Origin of the sequence: Bacteroides sp. CAG:633, from assembly GCF_000435115.1 — a bacterium.
GTDB classification, from domain to species: domain Bacteria; phylum Bacteroidota; class Bacteroidia; order Bacteroidales; family Bacteroidaceae; genus Bacteroides; species Bacteroides ndongoniae.
In genome coordinates this window covers 47,408-71,191 of the sequence record NZ_FR883147.1, presented here as the reverse complement: position 1 = coordinate 71,191, position 23,784 = coordinate 47,408, and the positions used below count along the sequence as shown (strand labels likewise).

Below are 23,784 nucleotides of genomic sequence, written 5' to 3'. Positions count from 1 at the left end.
TTTATGGGTAGCGGCTGGAGAAACCGGTTCGCTTACTGACTGGGTTGTGGAAGACTCTTCTGCAAAAGTGGAAATCACCTGCCGGAAGGATACGATGGATATTGTTTCTCCCGACGGTCTGACGCTGTGGTACAAACACCGCCTGACGGGCGACTATGAGATTACCTATCAGGTGCAGGTGGTGATGGAAGGCGGCACGTACGACCGTCTTAGCGACCTGAACTGCTTCTGGGGAGCAGATGATCCGTTGCATCCGGACCGTTTCTTTGAGCGGAGTGCCTGGCGGAACGGTGAATTCAAGCGTTACAATACGCTGGACCTGTATTACGTAGGTTACGGAGGTAACGAGAACAAGACAACCCGTTTCCGCGAGTACCACAGTGAATATTATGGAAAGGACGAAGCAAAGATTAAGCCGCTTATCAAAGAATATACCGACGCGGCTCATCTGTTGAAGCCTAACTGCTGGTATCAGGTACGTATACGGGTAGTCGATGGAGTGACTGTTTTTGCGATGAATGGTGAGGAACTCTTCCGTTTGCCTGTTGAGGCAGACAAGGGCGACGGTTATTTTGCCCTGCGCCTTTGGAAGAACCATGTACGGTTTACGGACTTTGATGTAACCATGATAGAATAACCTTAAATAAATTTAGATAGAACAATGATGAATCTTAGCAAATGGTCTCGTGGCGCTGCTGCGCTTCTGGGGCTTTTCCTGTCTGCACAGCAAGTGGAGGCACAAGTGGTGAAGAACGAGCGGCTGCTTTCTTTCGAAGACGGAGCAGTGCCCGCCTTCCTGACAACCGGTGAAGGTTCGCGGCTGGACATCAACAGCGAGCATTACAAAGACGGTCAGCACTGTCTGGGCTGGGAGTTTGAGCCGGGAGCCGTACTCAGCGTGAAGAAAGACCTGATGTTCGAAAAGAAAGACCCTACGGGCAAGGACACTTATCTGTCGGCTTTCATCGTGTGGGTATACAACGAGCAGGCACAGAACAAACAGATACGTTTCGAATTTCTGAAAGATGGCAAACTCTGTACATCTTTCCCCTTTGGCATTAACTTCACCGGCTGGCGTGCCGCATGGGTGTGCTATGAACGCGACATGCAGGGTACGCCCGAGGAAGGCATGAACGAGATTCGCATCGTGGCTCCCGATGTGAAAGGTAAGCTTTACTTCGACCACATTGTCACAGCCAGCAAGGTAGATGCCCGCCAGCAGACGGCTGATGTGCAGGTACCTTTCGTCAACAAAGGTACGACAAGCCACTGGCTTGTCATCTACGAGCACTCTCTTTGGAAGCCGGAAATAGCCCTGACACCTCTCAACGAGCAACAGAAGGCAGATATGCGACTGATGGAAAGCCGCTTCCGCGACATGCTCTATACGCCCGGCAAACTGACCGATAAGGAAATGCAGGCCATCCGCAAGGCATACGATTTCTATCAGATCACTTATAAGAACGGAAAGGTAAGCGGTCTGCCCATCTTCATGGTGCGCCAGGCCGAGGCTTACGAGCGTATGATCCCCGGCTGGGACAAGGATATGTTCACCAAGCTGGGCATGGAGATGAACAACTATTTCAACCTGATGAAGCGCATTGCCATCGCATACCTGAATGCCAAAGACAATGCTTTGCGCGATGAGCTGCGGCAGAAGTTCCTGGCCATGTACGACCATATTACCGACCAGGGTGTGGCTTACGGTAGCTGTTGGGGAAATATCCACCATTACGGTTACAGCATGCGTGGTCTTTACGTGGCTTACTTCCTGATGAAAGACGTGCTGCGCGAGGCTGGCAAGCTGGCCGATGCCGAACGTACGTTGCGCTGGTATGCCATCACTAACGAAGTATATCCGATGCCTACAGTGAACGGCATCGACATTGATACCTTCAACACCCAGACGCAAGGCCGTATTGCCAGCATTCTTATCATGGAAGACTCGCCCGAGAAGGTGCAGTACCTGCGTTCTTTCTCCCGCTGGCTCGACTACGGTTGCCGTCCGGCCGACGGACTGATGGGCTCCTTCAAGAGCGACGGTGCCTGCTTCCATCATTGCAACAACTATCCGGCCTACGCCGTGGGCGGTCTGGACGGAGCTACCAATATGATTTATTTGCTGAGCGGCACGCAGTTCCGGGTGTCTGAACTGGCGCACCAGACAGTGAAGAAAGTGCTGCTTACCATGCGTTTCTATTGCAACACCCGCCAGTGGGCACTTTCCATGTCGGGACGTCATCCCAACGGAAAAGGACAGCTTATCCCCGTGCAGTATGCCATGATGGCCTTGTCCGGCACACCGGACGGCAAGCAGAAGTACGATGCCGACATGGCCGCCGCTTACCTGCGCCTGATGGAGTACAGCGGTCGGGTGAACGACAACGATCCTGACTACTTACCCCGTACGTCGAATAATAAGGAATTGCAGCTGAAGCAGGAACTGGAAGCGCAGGGATTCCGTGCCGAAACCGATCCGCAAGGCAATCTGGCTTTGGGTTACGGTTGTGTCAGTGTGCAGCGCCGTGACAACTGGGCGGCAGTCGTACGCGGTCACTCGCGTTACCTCTGGGCAGCCGAGCACTACCTGGATGCCAACTTCTACGGTCGTTACCTGGCCCACGGAAGTATGCAGATACTGACAGGAAAGCCCGATGAAATGGTGACTTTTACCACCAGCGGCTGGCAGGAAGCCGGTTTCGACTGGAACCGCATACCGGGTGTCACCAGCATTCATTTGCCTTTCGACCAGTTGCGGGCCAATGTTCTGAACGTGGATTCCTACTCGGGTATGGAAGAGATGCTTTATTCCGATGAGACTTTCGCAGGCGGACTCTCGCAAAGCGGTGAAAACGGTAATTTTGGAATGAAGTTGCACGAACACGATAAGTACAACGGCTCTTTGCGTGCCCGCAAGTCCTATCACTTCCTGGACGGCACCATTGTTTGTCTGGGTACGGACATAGAGAATGTGAATACGGATTATCCGACGGAAACTACCGTCTTCCAGCTGGCAGCCACTACGCCCGAATTCCGTAGCTATTGGGATGCTTTCCAGGACAATGGAAGTACATATCTTGATCCCAACGGTGTAGGTTATTACCTGCCGAAAGCAACGATGAAAGCGGCTAAATTTGAAAAGAACTTCCCGCAGACCACTGTGGGCGAACGTAACGTGAAGCCAACGACGGGCGACTGGGTATCACTTACCTTGCAACACGGCAAGGCTCCGAAAGGCGCGTCTTACGAATATGCTGTTCTGCCCCGCACCGATGAAGTCGCACTGAAGCGTTTTGCCCGCAAGCCGGACTATAAAGTGCTGCAACAGGATCGTAATGCACATATTGTGCGTACAGCCGACGGCCGACTGACTTCTTACGTACTCTTCGAGACACCGCAAGCATTGCCCAAGGAAGGACTGGTGCAGGCAGCCGATACAGCCTGTCTGGCCATGGTGCGTCAGGAAGGTGATAAAGTGTTGCTCACCGTTGTTCAACCCGACTTGGCACTATATAGCGGTCCCAGCGATGAGGCCTTCGACGAACAGGGCAAACGGATAGAACGCAGCATTTATTCCCGTCCGTGGATTGGTAACAAGAGTCAGGAAATGCCGTTGACCATTACACTGAAAGGATGTTGGCAGATAGAGGAGACACCCTATTGCAAAGTTATTTCGGCAGACCGGAAGCAGACAGTACTCCGTTTTGCCTGCAAGGATGCTGCCAGCTTTGAAGTTGAACTGAAAAAATAATAAAAACGCCATGAACAGACAATTCAGAATGTGCAGTCGTATGGCAACGAAGTGGGGACATGCGTTGCGAATGTGGGCGGGCCTGTTGGCTGCAGCCTGTGTGTTGCCCGTATATGGCCAGGCTATTGTGCCGGGAAACGAGCCGAACGAAACACAGCAGAAGCTGATAGAACGCGGTTACGGCATGTTTGTACACTTCGGAGTGAATACTTTCGACGAAATAGAATGGTCGGACGGAACCATCCCCGTAGAGAAATACAATCCGACGCGGCTGGATTGCGACCAATGGGTACGGGTGGCACGCGATGCCGGTTTTCGCTATGTGCTGCTTGTGACGAAACATCACGACGGTTTCTGTCTTTGGGACAGCCAATATACGGACTATGACGTGGCTTCGTCGCCTGTTAAGACTGATGTGGTGAAAGCCGTTTCAGAGGCTTGCCGCAAATACGGCCTTCAGTTTGGTGTTTACTATTCGTTGTGGGACAGACATGCGCCTTCGTATCGCGATAAAGATCCGGAGAAGTATGTAGACTATATGATAGCCCAGCTTCAGGAATTGTTTACCAGCTATGGCCCCATCTGTGAACTTTGGTTCGACGGCGGTTGGGGCAGACCCGTGAAGGACTGGAACTTGCCTCGTGTATATGCTGAAGTAAAGAAGATGCAGCCCGACTGTGCTATCGGAGTGAATCATACAGTAGTGGACCGTGAAGGAAGCCGGAAACATATTCTGCCCGACTCAATGCTGGTGGACAACAAATACTACTTGCAGTATTTCCCGACTGATTTCCGTCTGTGGGATCCGAAGATAGCCCATCTTGCAGACAAGAAGCAGTACCTGTACAACGGAGCATCTTATTATCTGCCTTTCGAGCATACGGTTTGCATCAGCAAGGAGTGGAACTGGTTCCAGAAACAACGTCCGAAACCTGCACGCGACCTTGACGAACTGGAAGAACTTTTCTATTGGTGTACGGCAAACGACAATACACTGGTAGTGAACATTGCTCCCGACCAGTCGGGGCGGATACGCGAGAACGAAGCCAATACAATTATCGCACTGAACAAAGACCGTCTGCACATTGAGCCGGGTAAACCGCTTCCTACAGGCGGAAAACTGCTGTCACTGGAGGCAAAAGCCGAAGCCTCTTCGGTATATGAGGACAATGAGGCGCTGTACGGAGCCCGTTATGCAGTAGACGGCGGCATGCAGACACGCTGGGCGGCTGCCGACACGAAGGCCGAACTGACCGTACCACTGGATGAAACAAAGGCTTTCGACAAGATTGTCATCTTCGAATACTGTGATTCGGAAACGATGGAAGACGGATTCTCGAACAAACGTACCAACCGCATCCGTTCGTACTGCATTGATGCCTGGTTGAACGGTACTTGGGAAACCATCTACGTATCGGACGAGCCAATGGGCGATTGCAAAGTGATCCGTTTCCCTCAGGCTTACCGGAGCAGTAAAATCAGATTGAAAGTATTGGATGCTTCTCTGCCGCCTTCTATCTACGAACTGAATGTGGTGAATTCGGGAGAAAAATGATGTTGACTTGTGTTGAAGAGTGCCTGAATGAAGAGCGGCCGCCAACTCGCTTTTAGGCACGGATGACGCAGGAAAGTACAAAGAATAGAAATGCAGACCGACATACACTGTTGCTACTTGTGAAAGCAGGGCAATGATGTGTGTCGGTCTGCAGTGTTTTTAGCCGCGCAACAACTGATTGACGGCTGTCTGATAAGTATCAAGTCGGCTGGCCTTGTGAATGGCTTTCCGGGCTTTGCGGTCGGCGTCGGGCAGGAGGTATTCCCAGACGGTCTTCATCTTGTTGAGCAGTTGCAGGTCGCCGCCTTGCAGCAAATTGCCGTATTGGCTGAAGAGCTCGGCATGGAAGCGGCGCAGTTTTTCGCCCTTTTCATCGGCAGAAAGGGGCTCGCCTTGCCTGTATTCGGCTGCCAGGGCCGGATTGGCCAGCAGGCCGCGGCCGATGACGATACCCGCCAGTCGGGGGAAACGCAGGGCGACGGACCGGATGTCGGCTACGGTCAGCAGGTCGCCGTTGTAGAACAGCGGATGACGGCAACCGTCGTAGAAGGCTTCGAATGCCGCCAAGTCGACACTGCCCTTGTACTGCTGCTTGCCCAAGCGTGGGTGCAGGATGATGTGCGACAGGGGAAGTTCGTTCAGCAGGGGGAGCAGTGCCAGGGATTCCTCAGGGTTCTCCCAGCCCAGGCGCATCTTGACAGAGAAGCGTACCTGCGGATAACGGCTTACGGCAAACTCTAGTAGCTGACGTACTTCGTCGGGATAGGGAAGCATGCCCGAACCGTTGTGGCGTTTGGCCAGCAGAGGGAACGGGCAGCCCAGATTGATGTCGGCACACGTGAAGCCTTTTGCGATGAAAAGGGACATAATCTGCTCCAACTTCTCCGTATCGGGGGCTATGAGCTGCGGCACAAGGGGGACATTACGGTTGTTCTCGGCTTCGAGTTCGCGGACGTCCTTACGGCGTATTTCGCCGTGTTCTACACGGACAAATGGGGTGTAGTATGTGTCGATACCGCCAAAGATGCGTGCGTGCGCCTGGCGGTATACAGCGTCGGTATAGCCCTGCAACGGGGCGAAGTGGATGGGCAGAAGGTCTGGCATGTCGTTCGGTTCTTTTTAATTCTGCGGCAAAGATACAAATTTTGCGACACTCCGTCCGGCTGATTCCTGTTGGGGCATGTCGAAACTTACTTCGACGGGGCGGCCGTTGCGGACCAGGGTGATGCGTATGCTTGCCGGATTGGCCGACTCGCAATGCGGATTGGCTACGTTGAGTTTCTGCTTTCCTTCGTTCCACAGCAGGGCGCAGGGCGTGTCGGTACGTATCAGGTCGCCGTTGTCCAGCTTCAGTTCGCCGGGTTGGTAGAACAGGGCTTCGGTGATGCCCAATGTTTGGTGGAAGACGGCTTGTACGGTTTCACTGTTGGCCAGTATCTTCACGGGCAGTTGCTTGGCATAGCGGGCGGCAGCCGATGTGTCGGACAGGCCGGGCACTACGGCATAGGCATATTGACCGTTGCGGGGGCGTGTGCCGTGGTTGACGTTCAGGCTGAACAGGGCAGTGTCGCAGGCTATCACGTATTGGGCGCCGCGTTGCAGGTTGAAGTAGCCTGTCTGTCCGTGAATCACCCAGTCGGCTTGCACGCAGGCGGTTTCTCCGGTCAGGGTCGATACCTTGCCTTTGCGGGCATAGAGCACTTCGCCGTCTCTGTTACACTGGTTCAGGGTGGTGAATACGTCGGCTTTGCCTTCGGGATTGCGGATGCCCGCACCCAGACAGATGTATTCCTTGTCGAAGTAGAACCAGGCTTTATGGGCCTGGAGGCCGCGACGGTCGAGCAGCATGCCGCAGGCACCGTAGATGCTGTCGCTCACACCACCGGCATAGCTGTTGCCGTTGTTTCCGCCTTCGCCCCAGTCGGGGATGGGAAGGGGAGCATCGTCCTGCTCGGCGGTGATGCCGGGATACTGACGATTGTTGAACTTGCGGAAGAAGTTGCGGTCGTATTCGCGTCCGGTGACGAAGAGGTAGTTGACACCGTTCGAGGCGTAATAGTTGAAGTTGCCGTCACCGTTGCCGGCTTCGTTGCCCACGGTGCGGGTCGACGTCATGCGCGAACTGGTCATGTATCCGGCGCGACGGTGAATCATGTAGTCGAACCTCCAGAACATGCGGTTGCCTTCCAGCGAGTTTTCGCCTGCGATGCGGCGTAGGGCCTGTTCGGTCTGTGGCTTCATGTCGGGGGTACTCAGGCGGCAGACGCGTTCGGCCAACAGTTTGATGGGGGTGGCGTACTGGTTGCAGTGGATGTAGCGTCCGGCGTTGTTGGGATCGTATTGCTTGTTGTAGAAGATCCATTGCACGCCTTCGACGAAGAGTTTCTCCAGCAGTTCGAGGCCGGCACTCTGGTAGCGTGTGCTCTGGCAGAGCTCCAGATAATTGAGCATGGAGTTGACGAATTCTTTTCCGTAGTTGGTGAAGTAGAGCTGGCGTCCGCTGCCGCAGTGCTGGGCAAAGAGGTAGTCGGGCTGAACACCTTCGACGGGTTGTATGGTAAGCAGCCGGGTCATGCGTTGCTGGAAGTCGCGCATCTGTGCGTCGTTACGCGTCAGTATGCTGGCAGCAAACGAACCCATGATGATGTCGGCGCCGTTGGCTCCGGTCATGAGTCCCGGACGGGCGGTCTCGTAGCTCCAGCGCAGGTAGGCGATGCACTTGTCGAACAGTGCTTTGTCCTGCTCGATTTCGCGGCTCATGAGGATGATGCCGGTAGAGAGTTCTTTAGGATAAGGAATGTAACGGTACCACCAGTTTTTGGCCTGATGATTTGTGTCGACCCAAAAGTTGAGCGACTTCAGATAGCTGTCCCTTACCTTCGGCTGATGGTAGTAGGGGCTTTCGGGATGCTGATAGGCGCGTGCCAGGGTGATGAGGCTCTGTACGTGCTTGCGTGGCGAGCCGTCGGTGGCGTGGTAGTCGATGCCTTTGAAAGCTCCTTCGGGCGTCATGATCTGCAGCAGTTTGTCTACGGCTGTCTGCGAAGGGCTTTTGTCGAGGTATCGCTCGTACATGCGTTGATAGATGATCTCGAAGTCTGTGTCCTGCGCTACGGCGTTGAAACCGGTTGTGCCCAACAGGACGACAAGCAGAAGTAGGCTGAATGTTTTGAGTTTCATGTCAGGTATGATTTTATAGGGTTAATGGTCTTTTCTCCGCGGACATCGGGATGTCTGTAGGAGTATTTTTAGTCTTGTTGTTTTTGTTGGCTTGCTGCAGATGCATTGCATACTTGCTGCAGACGCGCTGCACGCTTGTTGCAGTCGTGCTGCATGCTTGTTGCAGTGGCGCTGCACACTTGTTTGCAGTCGTGCTGCAAGCCTGTTGCAGTTGCACTGCACGCTTGTGTGCAGTACGGGCGGAACCTGTTTGTCCGACAATCTTGGCAAAAGTTCGGTTTCCGTCTTACAAACAGGGAGGAACCTCCCGGCTCCTCCCTGATAGAAAATGATTAAGGTTAGAAGTTTGTGTTTCGTTTATTTGCGTTTTCTCCATGCATATATCTGCAGAGGCAGTTTCGTCTATTGTTCCGGTGACTTCTGTCAACTCTGCAGTATGTCAGTCTCGTTTTTTCCAATCGTTAGTCTTTACACCTGCAAAAGTACGTGAAGGCCGATAGAATCATAGCCTTGAATAGTCCGTAATAGGTGCGAATTTGTACACATTATCCGTTCAATTCGATGATGTCGCCCGGCTGGGTGCTTCTTTCTTCCACTTTTCCGGTAAATGGGTTCAGAACTTTCAGTGTTCCGCCTTTTTCCGAGCGGATGACGACTTTCTGCACCCGTCCTCCGTCGTAGTCAGCATCGATGATAAAGGCTCCCCGTGCGCGCAATCCGTGGAAGGATGCCTGCTCCCAACTTTCGGGCAGAGCGGGGAAAATACGTATCACACCGGTATGACTCTGAAGCAACATTTCCTGTATGGCCGAGGCGCAGGCAAAGTTGCCTTCGAGTGTGAAGGGGCGGTAGTCGAACGACGAATAACCTTTCTTCAGCTGGTCGCCGTTGAGGTGGAAGCTGTTGGGCGCACAGAATGCCTTGATGAAGATGTGCAGGGCACGGGCAGCTCCGTCACCGTCGGCCACACGGGCTTTCATGTTGGCCAGCCAGGCATAGCTGTAGCCTACCCACCATCTGGTACCCATCTCTTCTGCATGATGGATGGAACGTTTGATGAGTCGTTCGGTTTCGGTTCCTTGCGACACGTCGAGCAGTCCGAAGGGATGGAAGGCAAGCATGTGCGAGAAGTGACGGTGCGACTCGGACAACGGATAGTCCGGAGCGATGGTCAGACCCGTAGCATCGGTGGCGAAGGCAGGCCATTCTTCCAGTTGCTGCTTCCAGTGGTCGGCTTCTTCGGCGAGTCCCAGCGCAGCGGCCATTTCTGCAGCAGCTGTGTAGGTGAAGCGGATGTTGGCCAGGTCGTAGTTGGTTGTCTGTGTGAACCAGGCTTGCAGCGTATTGTCGTTGATTTCCGGCGAGGTCGAAAGCGGGAGTTTCCGTTTTCCGTTCTTATCTTTCACGGAGACGTTTTCGAAGTAGCGTGCCACTTCCTTGACCCACGGATAAGCGCGTTCTTCGAGGAACGTACGGTCGGCCGAGTATTTCCATTGCAGGTAGAACGACTGTGCCAGCCATCCGCTGGTGGTGGGCTGGTGCGAGTAGGGGCTCCATCCGCCTATGGCTTTTCCTTCCAGGGTGGCAATGCAGGGGATGTTGAGGCCTTCTACCCCAAAGAAGCGGCGGGTGAACGCTTCTCCGTTCTCTTTGATCTTCCAGAGCCAGTCGGTGAATACCTCCGACTCCTCCAGGTGGTTGGCGACGTATCCGGGCCAGTAGCTTAGCTGAGTGTTCAGGTCGCTGTGGAAGTCGCCACGCCAGGGCGGAGTCTGACCGTTATCGGCAGTCCATACGGCTTGCAGACAGATGGGTGGGGCATTCTTGCGCGAGGCAGCTCCGAACTTGTACATTTCCATATACCACTGGTGTTCCAGTGTTTTGTCGGGCAGGTCAATCTGGCTCTTCTCCCAATAAGCCTTCCACCAGTCCAGGTGTCCGGCCAGTGCCGTGTCGAAATCTTTTGCCGATGTCTTCAGCAGTTCGCTGGCCTGCTCCTTTTCGCTGTACCAGGTACCTTGAGTGGTGATGCAGTATTTGCCTTCCAGTACGTCAGGCTGTGGGGTGTCCCATTGCAATGCTACTTCGTAAGCCACTTTGCCGTATGCTTTCTGCCGGTAGACAATCTGGTTGTTGCGGCGGGTGATTTTACCGTTTTTGTAGCCCAGCCGTGTCAGCAGATGGGTGCGTGGTGCAACTACTTTTTGTACTTCGCTCCCGTTGTCTTCGTAGCGGGGAGTCTCCAGTTCGACGCTGAGCGCTTCCGGCAGGTTGGTAAAGCGGAAATAGCCCATTCCGCTTACAGCATCGGTAAAGAAGCTGGCAGTGGCTCCGCACTCCCATGTGATGGTGCACACGGCAGTCTGTACGTCAAGCTGTACAGCCTTTACTTTTCCGAGTTGGCTGATAGGGAACTCGATGGCGCCTACAGGAATTTTGGTCGGAGCGCAGTCCTTGCGGCTGCGGTCGTCAATGAGCGCCTGAACCTTGCTGACATCTTTCTTGTTGATGACCTGGTCGCAGACGAACTGGTAGGAATAGTCGGGTGATTCGAACTCTTTGACCGGACGCAGATCCCAAAGATCAGCGCGGTCGAGTGCTATGCGCAGACGTCCTTCCTTTTCCCAGATAAGGTTGCCGATGATGCCGTTTCCTAACGGAATGGCTTCGTCCCACAGGGTGGGGAGGGCGTCGAACTTAAGCCCATGGAAAGGCTCGGTATGGCGTGCCTGCAAAGGCAGTGCCAACAGAACTCCTATGAGGAGGAGCATTAAAAATTGTCTTTTCATATCAGTAGGTTTATTGTTTTAGTAGACGAGTTGACAAGTTTACAAGTCTATTAGGCTTGTTAGTTTGTCTACTTGTTTACTTGTCAACTCGTCAACTTGTTAACTCGTTAATTTCTCTACTCGTCTGTCTTTTCCAGCAGATAGACTTCGTCGGGATTTGTCTTGAACTGAACTGTTCCGTCCGGCAGAACCTTGTAGGATACTTTCTTTTGGTGAGAGTCCGTTATCCGCAGTGCCTGTGCAAAAGGCACTTTGACTTTGCAAGGCAGTCCTCTTCGGGAATGAATGTGTAGCTGCTGCAGTTGTTTGTTTGCCCAGCGGGCCGAAACTTCGAAGTTGCCCCTTGCCACAAGTCCTTCGTAACTGCCCGTATGCCAGCATTGGGGGAGGGCAGGAAGCGGGTCGATGTAGCCTTCGTGGCTTTGCAGAAGCATTTCGGCAATGCCGGCTGTTGTACCGAAGTTGGCATCAATCTGGTAGGGCGAGCGCAACACAGCAATGCAGTTTGTCCACAGGTTGTCCAGTACGGCAGTCTGGATGAGGGTCTGCAGCACGGTGTGTGCACGTTCGCCGTTGGCTGTTCGTGCCCACAGGTTCAGTTTGTGGGCCATAGACCATCCGGTAGATGCGTCACCCCGCAAGTTTAATGTCGTTTGGGCGGCCTGAAGCCACTGCGGCGTATGGCTGTTGATGACGGTGCCGGGGTACAACCCAATCAGGTTGGAGATGTGACGATGGTGTTTCTCCAGCACGATGTCGTCGTAGTACTCTTCTTCACGGTATTCTTTCACCTGCCCAGACTTTCCGATGAGAACCGGATCGAGACGGGGCATCAGCTTTTTGATGTCCCGGACGAGCGGATCTCTTTTGCCCAGGATGTCCGCTGTCTTCAGCACATCGCCGAAAGTCTCGTATATCATCTGCTGGTCGAAGGCGCAGCCTACGCTCGGATAGGGTTTGCCAGTCAGTTTGCTGAACTGTTCGGGCGATGATGAAGGATAGGCAAGCATGTGCCCCAGGGTATCTGTCAGTGCCTTGCTGAAGAAGCGTGCCACTCCGGAAATGGCCGGATAGGTGACTTCTTTCAGAATCTGCGGGTCGGCTGTGAAGTAATAGTAGTCGGCAAACAGTTTGGCAGTCATGCCTCCGGTACCGGGACCGGAATGTCCGCCGGGCTCTCCGATGAAGAAGGGACCTGCTCCGGCGCCTACAATCCATCCGTTTCCACCTTTCTGTGCCGAGTAGGCTTGGGGATGATGTTTGCGTATGTAGTTGGAGGCAACTTGTTCGGCTCTGTTCAGATAGGCTTTGTAATAATCGACATAACACTCGAACAGCTCGGCCAGGTTGGTACTGAAGGCTGGCCAGTAATTCATCTGAATGTTGATGTTGTGGGTATAGTTGTTGTTCCACGGAGCCAGTTCGTATTGGTTCCATACGCCTTGCAGCAGCGGCGGCAGGGTTCCTTTCCGCGAACTGGAGATGAGCAGATAGCGTCCGTACTGGAACATCAGTTCTTCCAGATAATTGCTGTATTGGCCTTGTTTGTACGCTTCCAATAGCTTGTCTGTGGGTATCGAAGGTATTTCTTCGCCCAAGTCGATGTGTACACGGTCGAAGAAGTGCCGGTAGTCGGCCAGGTGTCTGTCCAGCAGACAGTCATATCCTTTTGCCGAAGCGTCTTCGATGATACCGACCAGTGCATCGTGCGGGTCAGCATTGCCCTTCAGTCTGTCTTTGGATGCACCTTCGAAGACACTGCTCTTCAGCTCATAGTTCGTTCCGATGGCCAGCAGTACGATGGCCGAGTCGGCTTTCTCAATGCTCAGCCAGTCGTTTCCGTCGGCAGCATGATGGGCGCGGACGTTACCTCCGTAGGGGATAACTTTGATTCGTCCTTCGTAGATCATGTTCAGGTGCTCGGTGTTTCCGCGCAGGGAAAGAATGTCGTCGCTTTCGGCCGAGACCTTTCCGGTACGTCCGTTTCCGCTGAAGCGTGTTTGCGTGGCTCCGCTAAGGTAGCCCTTGGTGATGGAGTCGGTACGTTGCAGAGGACCGAAAGGTGTCAGATAGGGTATTTGGGCACGCAGATGGAAGCTGACGCTTCCAGCACGGTCGGCCGTCAGTTTGATGACGGTTACTTTATCCGGATAGCTGGCAAAGCAGGTACGTTGGTAGGTTATGCCCTGATGCTTGTATCGTACCTGGTGCAGCCCGTTGTTCAACGTCAGGCTTCGTTCGTAGTTTTCGCGGCTGTTGTGGAAAAAGTCCATATAGATATTGGCAAAGGCGGTATTGGTTTCCGTTCCCCACAGACCTTTGATGTGCAGTGTCTTGTCGGACAGCAGAATCCGTTCGGTATCGGTCCGCCCGAAGATGGAAGCGCCCATATAGCCGTTCCCGATGGGTAGTGAATAACGCTCCCAGTCGGTATCGGTCGGGCGGTCGCTCCAGTTCTCTTCGAAGACGGCTCCGTTGTTGGGCGCGGGGTGGTCGTACCACAGTTTGTAGATTTTTTCTTTGCTGTCAGCTGCCTGCAGAAGAGCAGTCAGGGACAGCAGAAATCCTAAAAGTGTATATCGGTACATCATGACTTTGTTTTAATTCTTTTGAAACATACAAATAAGCAGTAACACTATCGGCGAACAGGTCAATCGTTGATACCTTTTCCGAATTGTGTCTGCTGTTGTTCCACTTCTTTCACTTTCAGTTGGTTCAGTTCTTTCTTGAGTATTGCGTTTTCACGCATCAGTTCTTTCAGATCCGACGGGCTTTCCTGTGCTTCCTGTTTGTTCCGGCCGATTTGTTCCAGTTCGCTGGCCGAGAATATCTGGCGTTGTTTGTCGGGTACGGATTCTATTTCCAAGGTACCTTCCAGCGGACGTGCCTGTCCGGGAACCAGCAGAGAGGCGGTAATGTTGATTTTTCCAGCGTGGTTGGTGGCTTGTACGAGTGCAGGAGCCGATCCCCAGCTGACAGGCATCGGGTTGACACCTACGGAGGCATCGCCCAGCAATCTGCCTTCACCTTCGATCTGGAAGCGGATGATGGAATTGTTCAGACGCTTTACGGTTCCTCGCTTATCAACTACTTCGGCCACAACTACTGCTACGTCCGAGCCGTCGGCCACTAATGGTACGTTTTCGTTGTCCAGACGCAGCACGATGTGGTCGGGTTGTCCGGCCGGATAGCGCTTGTGTGTGGCTACTACTTTTCCGTCTATCAGTCCTTCGGCCAGCAGGTAGGCTTCGTCCTGTTTGCCGGCACGTGCTTTGGCTTTCCATTCCATAAAGTGGTAGACATCGGCAAATGTGATGACAGGCGAGGGCATTCCTTTCCGGTCGGTGGCTTTCTTATAAGTATAGGTCTTTCCGTTTTTGAAGACGGTGAGGCGCACTTCGTCGCAGTTGGAGTATACGGTGACATCCTTCGGTGAGAAGGGTGTCAGCTCGTGGGCAATGTAAATCATGGGGCCGTTGTCGGCTATCAGGTCGCTCTTCTTCGGTGAGCGTTGCGACATGAACATGTAATACGAGAACTTGGGCTGGCGGAATGCGTCCATAATGCCTCCGTAGAAAGGATCGGCATGGTAGCCGCGCTGATGGTCGAACGAGTGCCAGAAGCAGGCACCTACAATCTGCCGTGGTTTCTGGCAGATGGTTTCGTAGCACAGTGTCGGGTAATCGGGGTTGGCATAGTGAGCGGCCTGAAGCAGCATGGGTACTTCGCCCCAGTTGCGGGCTACGCGACTGTCTGAGTTCTGGGCATTCCAGTCGTCGACATTGTCGCCCCACTCACGGATGAAGTAAGTCTTGTCCGGACTTAGCTTGGAATCGATGGGGCGCAGTAACAGGCTGTAATAAGAGTCTCCGGCAGCTCCGTGGTCGCATGCAGCAGTGCTGTAAGGGTAAGGATACTCTTCGTTACAGATGTCCAATGCGTTTTTGGCAAAATATTCGGGGTATCTTGTTTCGTTCAGAATAGGTTCCCAGAAGAACAGCGAAGCATGGTTGCGATGAATACGTATCATGTTGCGTATATCCGAATAGATGCGTTCGGCAAATATAGGTTCGTCGTTCCAGAATTGCCATCCCGGCACTTCTACCAGTGCGAACAGGCCCAGTTCGTCGCATGCGTCCATAAAGGCCGGGTCGATGACGTAGTGTGTACGGATCACCTTCAGGCCGGCATCGCGCAGTTTTTTGGCATCGCGCCATTGCAGAGAGTTGGGGAGTGCGTTGCCCAGTACGGCAAAATCCTGATGCCGGTTTGTTCCCATGATTTTTCCTTCGTAAGGTTTTCCGTTCAGCCACAAACCTTCGGTCTGTTTGAATTCGATGCTTCGTATGCCCAGTCTTTGCCGGTAACCGTCGATTGTCTGGCCGGAAGCATCTTTCACCAGGATGTCGAGGTTATAAAGGTAAGGTGTTTCGGGCGACCACAGCTTGGGGGCATCGACTTTCATGGAGCTTACCGCATAGTTTGCCTTTCCCCGTTGTACGGTGAGCGATTTTGCAGTTGTCAGTACGGTTTTGCCTTCTTTCTCTTTCAGTTGAAATTCGATGGTGATTTTTTGCCGTTTGGACGACTGGTTGCGGATGTGTGCTTTCAGGTTGATAATCGCGCTTTCTTCCGAAACCCGGTCGTAGGAAATGAACAATCCTCCTCCGGCAACCTCGTTTTCGTAGTTGGCATTGGTTATGAAGACATCGTTGTGGGCTATCAGCCAGCAGTCGCGGTAAATACCTCCGAAATAGGTATAGTCCAGCAGGCTTTGAGGTTTTCCTACCGGATAAGTGGGATCATCGCTATTGTCAGCCTTTACGGCAATCACGTTTTCGCTATCCCATTCTATTCCGTCGGTGATGTCGGCAATGACGGGCAGGTATCCTCCGTAATGCTTCTTAATCAGTTTTCCATTCAAATAAACTTCACTTTTGCCCATGATGGCTTCGAAGTGCAGGAACAGGCGTTTGCCTTTCAACTCGTCCGAGGGTGTGAAGTGTTTCCGGTACCACACTATTCCCTGATAGTTGGCACAGCCGCTAGCTTCTACAGGCAAGTATTCGATACCATGAGGCAAGGACACGACTTCCCAGCCTGAGTCGTCGAAGTCTTTGTTCCATACCTGAGCTTCGGAGTCTCCTTTGAGAAACCGCCATGCCATGTTCATGGAATAGGCTTTTCGTCCGGTGCCGGGAAGTTCGTAAAAACCGCCGGTTGAGAAGGCGGGATAGTCGGCGGCAAACAAAGAAGAGAATGCACAGACTAAAAATAATGCAATAATATAGAACGATTTCATGATCTGTGATTTATGGTTTATAGTTTATTTTTTATTACTTGAGGTCTGGTATGTTTTCTGTCAGTTTCTTGAGGAATGCTGTTTCGTACCAGAACATCCAGTCGGAATTCTTTGTCTGGATTGCCAGATGCGCATGGTGATTCATGGGCAATAAATACCCTTCGGGTTGCCCCAATACGCGTATTTGCGAATAGACATGTTCCATGTTCTGACGGACTGTATCAAACTTCTTCACGCATAACTTCAGGTTGTTGAAGCTGGCAAAGTCTCTTTTTATATCGTATTCGGACAGTGCGAACAGCAATTCTGCGGTATATCCGGTCAGTTCGTTGATACATTCGAATACTTGCAGCGAATATTCGTTACGCACCGATTCCTTCCGGTATTTTAATAACAGTTCTTTGAGTTGCTGGCATTTGGCTATGTTCTTCTGAGCTTCTTCTATCCTTTTCTGGTACTTTATGCTCCATTCTCCTTTTGTTTCAGTTGGCAGACTCATCAGTTTGAACTTACCACCTGTACGGTATAATGAACGGCGTACACCTTCGTCCAGCAGTCCTGTTTCCCATAGTGGGAATGTGCTTTCCAGAAGCGGTCGGAAGTTGGGCAGGCCTGATGCCTGATATCCGAATTCGTTAATGCGGTAGCGGCGGTCGAACTCTTCCTTATCCATGTCGTCCTGAATGTTCCAGCTGTATTGGGCATGGGCAATGAAACCTTGCCAGAAAGTATCAGTCAACGGAGAGGCATCGTCCCATGCAGTACACAAAACGCCTTCGATGGGAATATCCTGTCTGGCCGTCTGAAAGCTCTTGATGTTATTGATGAATCCTCCTAACGGCAACATGGCATAGGTGGTCTGAACGGCCGTGGCACCCATTGTTTTCAGTTTGTTGTCATGATACCATTGCAAGGCTTTCTTGTTTCCAGGTTGGTCGGCATTTCCGTATTGCCAGCGCATGTAAATCACTTTTTTGGGGAAGGACTTGATGTGCTTGTTCAGTTCGGGAAGCTGTTTTTGCCATACAGAGTCCACTTGTTGAGGAGGAATCTGATCCAGAATGGCTGCGTATAGTCCGACATGCTTAAACACCATATCGTCCCAGAAGATGGGAGTTCTTCCATGTTTTACGGCGTAATCGCTGACCCGTTTTAGCCATTGCATCTGTAGTTCAAGGGCATTCTTATGCTGCTTTTTGCATCGTGGGCAGGTTCCCAATGTACCTACTTCATCTCCTCCTACATGCAGATATTTTCCATACGGAGTAGCTTTTATGGCGTCTTCGTATAGCTTGAACTGTACTTTGTAATATTCTTCGTTCGAAGGGCAGCATACCCAGTCGGAAGAAGGATCCTCGCGGAGCGGCTTCATCTCTTCGTGTTTCAGGATGAAATCGGCATGGCCAATGCCCTGAATAAGCGGACTAACCTCGATATTCAGCTTATGGGCATATTCGCACCACTCTTTCCATTCGTCTATGCTCCAGGCGTTTGGGGCACCTATCACTGGATATGTCTCGTATTTTATCTTATCCTCAAATTCTACGATGATCGCGTTAAGCTTGTACAAAGCCATTTTATCTAAAATGCTGTACATGTATTCTTTTTTATCGATGTGGTGCTTCAAGTCCAGATGAATGGCTCTGTAGCTGCTGTGTGGATAATCTTCTATTTTGAGAGCTGGCATTTCTGCATTGATCTCTTTGGCATTTCGGGCGATTTGCTCTAACGTCATCATACCGTACAGTAATCCTTTTGAGGTACGGGCACTGAGCCTGATAACATTGTCCTTTATGGCCAGTTCATAACCTTCTTCCGCCTTAATGCTTTTGTTGAGTTCGAGAACGATGCAATGCTGTTGTTCGTCCACTGTTTTTAGGGGGAACTGCTTTATTCCAAAAGGAATCTGGGCTTTTTTTACCAGATGAAATCCTTTGATCTCATCAGGAGCAATACCTTTTTCTTCATGGTATACGGTAACCGATTGTGGCTCGGGCAGCAGTGCCTGCAGGATTGAGTCATTTTTCTCTTTTGTATTTTGAGCAGATAAATGGGGACATGCAAGTACTACCGAGAACAAGGTTATGTAATAAATGATGTTTCTCATATGCGAATGCTAATTAGACAGATGCTTTCAGTTGTTATTTGAAGATACTGTGCGGAACTTTTCCGATCCAGGCATCCGGTTGTTTGATTTTAAACAAATGCAATATGACCGAAGCGGTGTTTACAGTATTGTTAGGTTCCTCCATAATGAATCCCTTTTTTATTTTAGGACCTTTTATGCCCCAGGGAACAATCATCTCATCGGAACTTGTTCCTCCATGACCGTATTTGATACCTCCATGGTCGCTTACAAACAGGAAGTAGGTATCTTTGTATAAATCATTGGCTTTCATTTTTTCGATCAGTGCACCTATTTCTGCATCGGCTTCTTCTATAGACTGTATATATTCGTCTGACATCCATTGGTGCTTGTGTCCGGCATGGTCTGTATGAACTGAATATAAGAATACTAAAACGGGTTCTTGTTTATGTTGCAGCATGAAGTCAAGAGCTTTTGCGTAGTTCTCTTTATATCCGTCATTTTCCAGATAGCTGACTTCATCAAGATATTTCTTGTTATACGGATAGAACAGGTTGATCCAGTTATAATAGAATGCTGTTTTTATTTCCGGTTTTTGTTCCTTGATTACTGTAAATACTGAAGGGTAGTAACCGTCGGCATCCTTGTCCTGTAACGGGTAGTGGCTATCGGCCAATGTCCAGTCGTTGTTGAAAACTCCGTGTTGCTCCGGACCACTACCGGTAAGATGGCTTGTCCAGTTGGGCAGCGTCACAGACGGCATGACTACCCGTGTGTTCAGCGATAAGGCTCCTTCACTTAACAAAGCATCCAAATGGGGAGTATTGGCTTTGGTAAAGCCATTTATGGAGATTCCATCCAAGGCTATTAATATTACTCGTTTGGGATTGCCGGCATTTGCAGTGAGTGATATAATACCTAATAAGCAGCAGAATAGTATTTTTTTCATATTCATTAGAATGTTTGGTTGAAAAGATGGTGGTTTTTACTTGATACAGATAGGGGATGTATCAAAATGATATGTAAATCGATTCTGATACATCCCCGTTATAATATTACTTAGAATGCCAATTGCGTATGGTGTGTCTTTCCTTTGTAGGCACTGTCTTCTCCAAATGCGTCATAAGTATATGACTTCTGACTGTTGTTGTACTCAACTGTAACAGTCAGGCTGCTCAACTTATGGGAAGGATCTGAGAAATAAAGTTCGAAATTGCTGCCACTCTTTTGCAACATGAGTGCGCATGGTTTATCAACCGAAACTTTGATTCCATTGGCAGAGATGCTTCCTTTTTGGTAGAACATGGCTTGAATCATATTGTTTGCAACGTCTTGTACAGCTTGTACATCTGCGGAATTGGCTATGATTTCAGTATCTTTTATCTTGTAATTCTTCATAGCTCCTACGTTGTCTATACCCGGAACAATGATATAGCTGTAGGTCGCATTTGACGGAGCTGTTCCATGATTTAGCCATATGGTACATACTTCTTTTTCAACCTGGTCTTTACTTTTGGTATTGTTAATGTCATACCAGCTTCCGCTACGGTTTTCGGCTTTAAGAGAAACTTTCTGCTCTTCGGGGAAGAAATAACCTACATTACCATGCCATATCCAGTCTAATGACTGATCTGATACTTCGGCACCTATTGAGGCAGTATTTTCCTGTCCGTTTATGGCGTATGCAAGATTGTCTTTGAACATGCATTGGTTGACAGTCGTATTGATAGGCTCTGCCATGCTTGAAGTAATACCACTGCCCAAACATACAATTCTACCGTCTAAGAAGAACCATGCCTTGTTTGCCGACATGCTGATGCCATGAGTATTAGCCGTAAATCTGAATCCGGAAAGTCCGTTTGCCTCAGCTGAAAGTCCACCGCAGAACTCTGATTCACCTGCTTCTCCCCATGAGCTAGCCAAAGGAATTTCTGTCATTTGGGGATTGGTTACTCCTGGAACTCTGTTCCAGTCCCATGTTGGGAATATATCGAAATATTCTTCTCCGTCCAGAGCCAGATTCATGGAGCCATCACTCATGAAGAAGCCTTTCAGATTCTCTTTATTTCCGTTTTCGCATTTTCGGGTACGGTTGGAAGCCATACGTACACCAACAGAATAGTTTTTGCCTTGGAACAGACTCCAGTCACCTATATAATAGTGAGTAAAGTTGTCTGTGATGGATCCGTATCCATTGCCTTTTAAGATAGCAATTTGCTTATCGTATTCGGCACTATGGGCTGGGTCTATTCTTTTCATTTTGTCAAGAGTACCTGTAAAACCACTGCAATTTAAAGCTCCCGGACGGCTGACACTACGTCCGACAACGTTATAGAATTGCACGTGTCCTCTGATACTTTTCATATAAGTTTCGTTGATGAACTTGTACAGTACATTCAACTGATTGGCCGATAGTTTGTATTCGGTATCTGCAGTATAGTCTGCAACTCTGGTTACTCCGCTGAGCATGACCGGAGCATAGCCGCCGACATATAATTGTGAACCATGTTGGAAATACGATAAGTCGTATTGGATGCCTTCTTGGTTGGAAGCTACATATGCCAGTGGCATAAATGAATGGAGCACAGCCTTGTCTATTACACTTTTATCTTCTTGCAGACATCCTCGGTACAACCAGTGTAAGGCTATGTCGGTCTTGTTGGCACCTGCCTGATCTTCCGGATCTCCTCCGGTTTGTTTCATATATAGAAGGATACTGTTTTCCAGTTCTTCCGGAACCAGCGTCTTACCATAGCGCATCAGAATTAGGATAACGCCCATATCCTGTGGTGCAGAAATTTGATTCTCATACCAATTGTCGCAAACCGGATGAACCGTATTCCAATAGGTTAGGGCTTGTATGATTTGTTTGTATAAGTCTTCGTTTCCATAATAACTGCTTTCTTTCAGTATATATGCCTGAGCCATTTGATTCACTCGTGTCAAATGGGCGCCTGGTGTCCAGCTGAAAGAACGGTCTGAATAGTCAATATCGGGGAATGAACCGTTTTCTTGGATCTGTGCGATCCATTTTGCAGCATTTTTATCTACGGCAGATGCATTTGTAGACAGATTGCCGGATTTTATTCTTTCAAGAATGGTTTGGCATGTCTGATGCAAAGCATCATCGGTTTCTTCATCTCCATCTCCGCTATCCGGAGGTGTGGTTGGTTCTTCGATAACGCTGTTATCACTGCATGCCGAGGCTAATACGGGAAATACTGTCAGAGAGAGGGCTATTCCGGATAATCCGATTAATTGCTTTAAGTTCATGATATCTGTATTTTGAAAGGTTAGAAGTTTATAGTTTAGGCTGTTTTTTTCTCTAGTTAGGGAATAATTTTTTTCTAACTGGGAAAATATTTTTTCCTAACTGGGGAAAAATATCTGCTCACAAAGCTTTGTGACAGTTTCACTAACGTTTATTGATGTTGTGGTTTGAATAAAAAGGGGCTTCTGTCTGAATTCTCATCGGACAGAAGCCCCGAACTATTCATTATCCTAAAAAGGAATTTTTATTTTTTCTCTTTCAAAGAGAATTCATCAAACCAGAATTCCAAGTTGGTTGCAGGATTTATGAGCTTGTACGAATTACATTCGTTTGGTACTCCTTGAGTCTGTGGCTTTAGAACTAATTTCAGTAGAATGTTTGCTGGTATGTCCAATGTTACTGAATATTGTTTCCATTCTGTACCCACGGTTTCAGAAGTAAGGCAATACAAGTCGCCGTTTCCGTTTTTCTTTTTAATGAGAGTCTTTCCATTTTCTTTAACTAAAGCTTTCCATTCTTTGTATGTCGGCTTCATATCTTCCTCAGTTTCGCAGAGTGCCAAATTCACAGCTAATGGTGCGGTTGTTTGGCTCGATTTCGCCCAAAAGCTGAGGACATATTTTCCGGCAGGTACTCCTTGCAGGCACATTGACATGTCAGTGCTCCACCAGTTGTCCAGTTTGCTGTTTGTGTATTTCAAAGAATGATTGCTATCATCAGCACCGGTAGTCTTGTCAATAGTTAAGGCTGCATTATTATGGTTGAGTACCCACCAACGATTTACAAAGTTAACGGCATTCAAGCCCTCAATATCCGAACGCGGACCTACCTTGGGCTGCATCGAAGCATCAAGATCGGTTTCGAAGCCACCGTTAACTACATATTCGGCACCGTCGTCTACGTTGCCATCACCACCACCAGGTACGCTTACTTCAATAGGTTTATAGTAGCGGATGTACTTAACATTCATTTGTTTCGGGAAGATGGTTTCATCGATACCCCACTGACCGCCCCATCCACCGCCAACGGCAATGTTCATGATGAGGTAGAAGGGCTGGTCGAACGGCCAGTAATCGAGTGTCATACCTTCTTCTTTCTCGGCAGTACAAACAACTTCGTTATCAAACAATACCTGAATCATTTCTTCGTCCCATACCAAAGAGTAGAGGTGATAGTTCGATTCAAGTGTAGGTGAACTAGTATTACCCGACCAACGTTCAGCCAATCCGTCGTTGGTAGCTTGCGTATGCAGGGTTACATAATACGTGTTATGGTCTTCGGTGTTACCCCATACGTATTCCATAATGTCTATCTCTGCATATTTGCCTTCCAGAGCATCTGTCGGTCTCATCCAGAAAGCCGGCCATACACCACGACCTGTAGGTATTTTGGCTGCAATATCCAGACGACCATACTGGAAGTCTACTTTGCCTTTGGTAGTCAATTCGGCAGATGAATAATCGAAATGATAGGGTTCACCTGTCCATTTGTTAATGCCTTCGTGTGGATCCTTGAATGCTTCTATCACTAAATCACCACCTTCGATGCGTGAAGTACGAGGATCATCCTTCAGATAATCTTGTGCCTCTTCGTTGCGCATGTAACCTTCGTCGTAATTCCAATAAGCTGAATTTGGACGTCCGTCTTGATCGAATTCTTCCGACCAAACCAGTTCGTAACCTTGGTAACCGGCGGTATCCAAGCGCTCGTATAAAGGATAGTTGACATCCTTCAGAGAGATTGATTCGTCCGCGCAGGAGGCGAGGCCTGCTAGCAAGCCTCCTCCTATCAACAGATTTAATATTAATTTATTTGTCATTTTCGTAGTATTCATTCGTTAAACTTCTTTA

Annotated in this window: 12 protein-coding genes; 3 read left to right on the top strand and 9 right to left on the bottom strand. The window is 50.0% G+C overall.

Annotated elements, in window-relative coordinates; translation table 11 throughout:
• Positions 1-46: 46 nt before the first annotated feature.
• From QVP67_RS14130 to QVP67_RS14120, 3 genes are read left to right on the top strand one after another with little or no spacing between them, the layout of a single operon-like run.
• Entirely contained in the window at positions 47-637 is a 591-nt protein-coding gene (locus QVP67_RS14130; RefSeq protein ID WP_288180253.1) for a DUF6250 domain-containing protein, read from the top strand.
• Between the two features lie 24 nt (positions 638-661).
• Positions 662-3,751, top strand: coding sequence for a chondroitinase family polysaccharide lyase (locus tag QVP67_RS14125; protein ID WP_022164204.1), 3,090 nt, complete (start codon positions 662-664; stop codon positions 3,749-3,751).
• Positions 3,752-3,761: 10 nt separating this feature from the next.
• Positions 3,762-5,306 (top strand): alpha-L-fucosidase, encoded by a 1,545-nt coding sequence (locus tag QVP67_RS14120; protein WP_022164203.1) that lies wholly within the window; start codon positions 3,762-3,764, stop codon positions 5,304-5,306.
• A 159-nt stretch (positions 5,307-5,465) separates the two neighbouring features.
• Here the strand turns inward: QVP67_RS14120 and QVP67_RS14115 are convergent, their stop codons facing one another.
• From QVP67_RS14115 to QVP67_RS14075, 9 genes are all read right to left on the bottom strand, one after another.
• Positions 5,466-6,410: a tRNA-dihydrouridine synthase family protein gene (locus tag QVP67_RS14115; RefSeq protein ID WP_022164202.1), complete on the bottom strand. Its 945-nt coding sequence runs from the start codon at positions 6,408-6,410 to the stop codon at positions 5,466-5,468.
• Positions 6,411-6,425: 15 nt separating this feature from the next.
• Positions 6,426-8,486 carry a polysaccharide lyase family 8 super-sandwich domain-containing protein gene (locus tag QVP67_RS14110; RefSeq protein WP_022164201.1) on the bottom strand — a complete coding sequence of 687 codons (2,061 nt, stop codon included), beginning with the start codon at positions 8,484-8,486 and terminating at the stop codon, positions 6,426-6,428.
• 545 nt (positions 8,487-9,031) lie between these two features.
• Positions 9,032-11,275, bottom strand: a complete 2,244-nt coding sequence (locus tag QVP67_RS14105; RefSeq protein WP_288180247.1) for a glycosyl hydrolase family 95 catalytic domain-containing protein — start codon at positions 11,273-11,275, stop codon at positions 9,032-9,034.
• Between the two features lie 116 nt (positions 11,276-11,391).
• On the bottom strand, positions 11,392-13,866 hold the full coding sequence (locus QVP67_RS14100; protein ID WP_288180246.1) for a glycosyl hydrolase family 95 catalytic domain-containing protein: 2,475 nt from the start codon (positions 13,864-13,866) through the stop codon (positions 11,392-11,394).
• Between the two features lie 59 nt (positions 13,867-13,925).
• Entirely contained in the window at positions 13,926-16,577 is a 2,652-nt protein-coding gene (locus QVP67_RS14095; RefSeq protein WP_022164198.1) for a sugar-binding domain-containing protein, read from the bottom strand.
• A 34-nt stretch (positions 16,578-16,611) separates the two neighbouring features.
• Positions 16,612-18,684: a family 20 glycosylhydrolase gene (locus tag QVP67_RS14090; protein WP_022164197.1), complete on the bottom strand. Its 2,073-nt coding sequence runs from the start codon at positions 18,682-18,684 to the stop codon at positions 16,612-16,614.
• Between the two features lie 34 nt (positions 18,685-18,718).
• A complete protein-coding gene (locus QVP67_RS14085) occupies positions 18,719-19,612 on the bottom strand; it encodes an alkaline phosphatase family protein (RefSeq protein ID WP_022164196.1) in 894 nt (297 codons plus the stop codon).
• Positions 19,613-19,722: 110 nt separating this feature from the next.
• A complete protein-coding gene (locus QVP67_RS14080; RefSeq protein WP_022164195.1) occupies positions 19,723-21,936 on the bottom strand; it encodes a polysaccharide lyase 8 family protein in 2,214 nt (737 codons plus the stop codon).
• Positions 21,937-22,178: 242 nt separating this feature from the next.
• Positions 22,179-23,753 carry a family 16 glycosylhydrolase gene (locus QVP67_RS14075; protein WP_288180245.1) on the bottom strand — a complete coding sequence of 525 codons (1,575 nt, stop codon included), beginning with the start codon at positions 23,751-23,753 and terminating at the stop codon, positions 22,179-22,181.
• Positions 23,754-23,784: the final 31 nt, after the last annotated feature.